Origin of the sequence: Pelotomaculum sp. PtaB.Bin117, from assembly GCF_002067195.1 — a bacterium.
GTDB lineage: Bacteria > Bacillota > Desulfotomaculia > Desulfotomaculales > Pelotomaculaceae > Pelotomaculum_D > Pelotomaculum_D terephthalicicum.
Window position 1 is genome coordinate 1 of sequence record NZ_MVQM01000104.1, and the last position, 4,205, is coordinate 4,205.

At 47.8% G+C, this 4,205-nt stretch carries 4 protein-coding genes; all 4 read left to right on the forward strand.

What is annotated here, in order from left to right; translation table 11 throughout:
• Positions 1 to 521 precede the first annotated feature (521 nt).
• The 4 genes from A4E54_RS07085 to A4E54_RS07100 all read left to right on the forward strand — a co-directional run bounded on the left by A4E54_RS07085 (position 522) and on the right by A4E54_RS07100 (position 4,128).
• Positions 522 to 2,264 (forward strand): sensor histidine kinase, encoded by a 1,743-nt coding sequence (locus tag A4E54_RS07085; protein ID WP_286725273.1) that lies wholly within the window; start codon positions 522 to 524, stop codon positions 2,262 to 2,264.
• On the forward strand, positions 2,236 to 2,907 hold the full coding sequence (locus tag A4E54_RS07090) for a response regulator transcription factor (protein ID WP_240081849.1): 672 nt from the start codon (positions 2,236 to 2,238) through the stop codon (positions 2,905 to 2,907). Before A4E54_RS07085 ends, A4E54_RS07090 begins: the two co-directional genes overlap by 29 nt.
• A gap of 237 nt (positions 2,908 to 3,144) precedes the next feature.
• A complete protein-coding gene (locus A4E54_RS07095) occupies positions 3,145 to 3,714 on the forward strand; it encodes a sigma-70 family RNA polymerase sigma factor (RefSeq protein WP_286725276.1) in 570 nt (189 codons plus the stop codon).
• Between the two features lie 3 nt (positions 3,715 to 3,717).
• Positions 3,718 to 4,128 (forward strand): hypothetical protein, encoded by a 411-nt coding sequence (locus tag A4E54_RS07100; protein WP_286725279.1) that lies wholly within the window; start codon positions 3,718 to 3,720, stop codon positions 4,126 to 4,128.
• Positions 4,129 to 4,205: the final 77 nt, after the last annotated feature.

Below are 4,205 nucleotides of genomic sequence, written 5' to 3' on the forward strand. Positions count from 1 at the left end.
ATTTGCTTACTGCAAATAATGCATAGACCAACTTTTGATCCTCTTGTCGATATCACTAAGAATTACGGGATTGGCGTTACACCGATTAGTCCACGATGTCCTAAAATTTCATGCCGTTTTTCTGAAATTATCAGCGATAAAATTTAGAAAATAAAATTTCAGCTGTATTTCAGTTAATAATGCGCCGCATGCCGGAACAAGTATTGTGACGCATTATGTTAAAAATGTGCAATAGCAAAGCCTATTGGTTTTTCATAGGATATGATTCTTGAATAGATATTTATTTAGAAGTAGAAATTATCTTTAGTTTAGTGAATTTAATAAGTTTTTATGCTTATAATCTCACTATTGCTACCCTGATCCGAAAACAAGTGCGAAACAGCCTTTTACTTTGAGGAAATCTTGGGATTTTGACGGAGTTCGTGGCCGGTTTGTTTTAAAGTTGGTATTTTTATGTTATTATAAGGCTGTTAAGTGGCAAGAGGGCTTAGAAAATTAGGATATTGGTTAGGGGAGAGAGTGTGCACTACCAATATAATCCTTACATATGGCCACTAATAGTATCTGCCTGCGCCTCAATGTCCCTGGGAATATTTGCGCTGCTAAGGCGCCGGGACGTTAAAGGCGCTAAAAGCTTTATGCGCAGTATGTTTGTGGTAACGATATGGTCCGCAGGAAATACCCTGGAAATGGCGAGCCTCGATTTTTCCACCAAACTTTTCTGGGCCAATATGCAGTATTTTGCCTACTGTTATTCCCCTGTAACCTTGCTGGCCTTATGCATGGAATTTACCGGTTATGACCGGTGGGTTAAAAATAAAAAAGTATTATGGTTCGCAGTTCTGCCGACAATCATCATTCTGCTGGTATGGACAGACCCGTTGCATGGTTTGATCAGGTATGATATGCATATGGATTACAGCGGTTCATTTCCGGTCATTGCTAAAAAATACGGCCCGTTATTTTTTATTCACGCGCTGTACTCTCATTTTTTGAATATTTTCGCCTGGATACTGCTTGTCAGGGCAGTCTTTTTTAAGAGTACCGTTTATAGAAAACAGGCCGCCGCCCTGCTTTTGGGGATAAGTTTGATCATAATCCCGAATATACTTTACATTTCAGGCCGGAGCCCGGTGCAAAGGTTCGATCTGACGCCAGTGTTCTTTGGGCCGGCCGGTCTGATTGTGGCCTGGGCTATTTTCCGCTACAAGCTGTTTGATGTCGTTCCGGTAGCCCGGGCTACCGTGATTGAGACAATGAATGCCGGAGTTATGGTCTTAGATTTGCGGAACCGGGTCTTGGATACCAATCCCGCTTTTGCCGAAATGGTCGGGATGAGTGCTTCGGCGGCCTCAACCAGGCAGGTAGAGGAAGTTTGCAAAAAAATCCCTGAACTGCTTTATATCTGCACAGAAAAAAATGTTGCACCGAGCGAGTTCTCCGGAAGTGTAAACGGACATTCGAAGGTTTATGAGGCCTGGCTTTCTCCGCTTACTGATAACAGGGGAGTATTGATCGGCCGGCTTGTGGTTGCCTATGACATAACAGAGAAAAAGCTGGCTCAACAGGAGTACCTGAAACAGCAGTGGAAGCTTGCCGTCACCGAGGAGAGGGAACGGCTGGCCAGGGATCTGCACGACAATTTAGGTCAGGTGCTGGGCTTCATCAATTTTCAGGCCGAGGGCATCAGGCAAGAGCTCCTGAACGCGGAGGTAGAGATTGCCGCGACTGAACTCGGCAAATTGGTTGAGGTTACCCAAGCGGCACATAATGAGATCAGGAAATATATCCGCCAGGCCAGGAACGCGGAGTCTATAGATGAGAATTTTGTTGCGGCTCTCTCCAAAGATATATCCGGTTTTGAGAAACAGACCGGGCTCAGGGTAAAACTGAATATTCCTTTTGGCTTTACAGGGGAAGGGCTTAAACCGCAGGTCCGTATTAATGTATTGAACATTGTGAAAGAAGCCTTGAATAATGTCAGGAAGCATGCCGGCGCCGGCAAGGTAAAGGTGTCCTTTGCCCTCGCGCGGGAGCAGTTATGCGTTGCCGTAGAGGACGACGGCAAGGGCTTTGATATCCAAAAACCTGTTAAAGATATGAGGAACAAATTCGGTTTAAATATCATGCGGGAGCGGGCTTTGGAAATCGGCGCGCAGCTCGAGATCAAATCAATTGAAGGGAAAGGAAGCCGGATTGCTTTGTGTGTACCGGTGAGCGAGGGGGAAAGCGGAAATGCCGGGGAAAGTGATGCTGGTAGATGATCACGCTTTATTCATGGAAGGTCTTCAATACCTGCTTAAAACGCATGGGGTCAATGTTGTCGGTGCCGTGAAAAATGGCAGGGACGCCCTGGCCCAGGCCCGGCGGCTGAAGCCGGATATTATTTTAATGGATATTAGAATGCCTGAGTGCAGCGGGTTGGATGTGTTAAAGCTGATCAAGGCCGAAATGCCGGATATCAGGATCGTTATGCTGACGACCTCCGATGAGAATGAGGACCTTTTTGACGCGATCAAGTATGGGGCTTCCGGCTATCTTTTGAAAAACACCAGCGCCAAAGAGCTTGTGAATATGCTGTTCGATTTGAAAAAAGGAGGGGTTCCTTTATCTCCCGGCCTTGCTGTCAGGCTTTTAAAAGAATTCAGCCGCAGCGCCCCCTCTGCTGATAATTTTTCTCAGCAGACGATTGGGGACACCCAGAAAAGGCGGCTCACCGAACGGCAGTTGAAGGTGCTGGAAATGGTAGCCGGGGGAATGACCTATAAAGAAACGGGTGGGGCTCTAGGTCTCACTGAACGGACCATAAAGTATCATATGGGCAGAATCATCGAACTGTTGCAACTGGAAAACCGGGCCCAGGTGATTGCCTATGCGGCCCAGATGGGGCTTATCGAGGGTAAGTAAATATAAATAGAATATACCGATTATCCTACAGGCAAAAAAGTACAGTCTCTAATTTTCAGAGACTGTACTTTTTTGCCTGTAGGACTGTACTTTAGTCCATTGTAACTAAGAAGTAATTGCCAATAAAATAAAAAAGAGTCGAAATCACTACTTTTAAAGAAATACATCGCAAAGATTTTAGAGATTTTGTAATGTAATGCCGCATGCGGCGTATTAACAGATAAGGAGCCTTATGAAATGAATCCGATGCATAACGTAGCTTTGCCGAACGAGCAGGATCTGGTGGACCGATCCGTGCACGATCCGGCTGCCTTTGCGGATGTTTACGACTATTACCTTCCCCGCATATACAAGTATATCCGCTACCGCATCGGCGACCCGCATGAAGCCGAAGATCTGACCAGCAAGGTCTTTGAGCTTGTTGTGGCCAAAATTGGGAGTTACCAAAAGGACAAGGCGCCTTTCAGCCGCTGGATATTTGCCATTGCCCACAACAAGCTGACCGACTACATACGCGCACAGAAGAGAAACAGGTTAGTGTCGATTGAAGTTATGGGCCATATCGCGTGTGCCGACGATAGCCCGGTGGACACCCTGATCCGCAAGGAAAAACTGGACAAGCTGCTGAAGGCCATGACAAAGCTCGGTGACCGGGAGAGGGATCTCATCAGCCTTAAATTCGCCGCGGGCCTGACCAATGGAACAATATCGGAAATCACCGGCCTGACTAAGAGCAATGTGGCTGTAATTATATACAGGGCCGTGAAAAGGCTGAGGTCCGAGTTGAGCGCTGAGGGGTGGGATTAAATAATGAATGAGCAAGAACTTGCCGAACGTTTCAGCCTCGACGTGGACAGGATCATTCAGAATCCGTCGGAAGAGATAATACCTGCCGGGCCGGTGCCGGAAGAATATATAAAGGACGTTGATTTGGCCAGATTCATGGTGTCGGCGGTCCTGACCGGCCAGTGTGGGATACGGGAGGAACTCCGGCGATGCTTGCTGGACAGGTTGGCCGGCCGCGCAAGTGGCCGCGCCGGAAGGCCTGGGGACAGCGGTGAGCTGGATGACGATCAGCTGGATATGGTTGCGGGCGGAACCGGCAGCGAAGCACAGGGCGATAGCGTTGCGGTATTCGGCTGCAGCCGGAGCGCATCTGAGATAAAGGGCAGCATCTGCCCGGACTGCGGGAGACCCAGGGGCTTGCACCCGAAAGGATGAACCGATGAAAAAAATCGTTTTTATGGCGTTTATATTGGTCCTGCTCTTGCCGACCCTTGCCACAGGCTGCCTGGGAA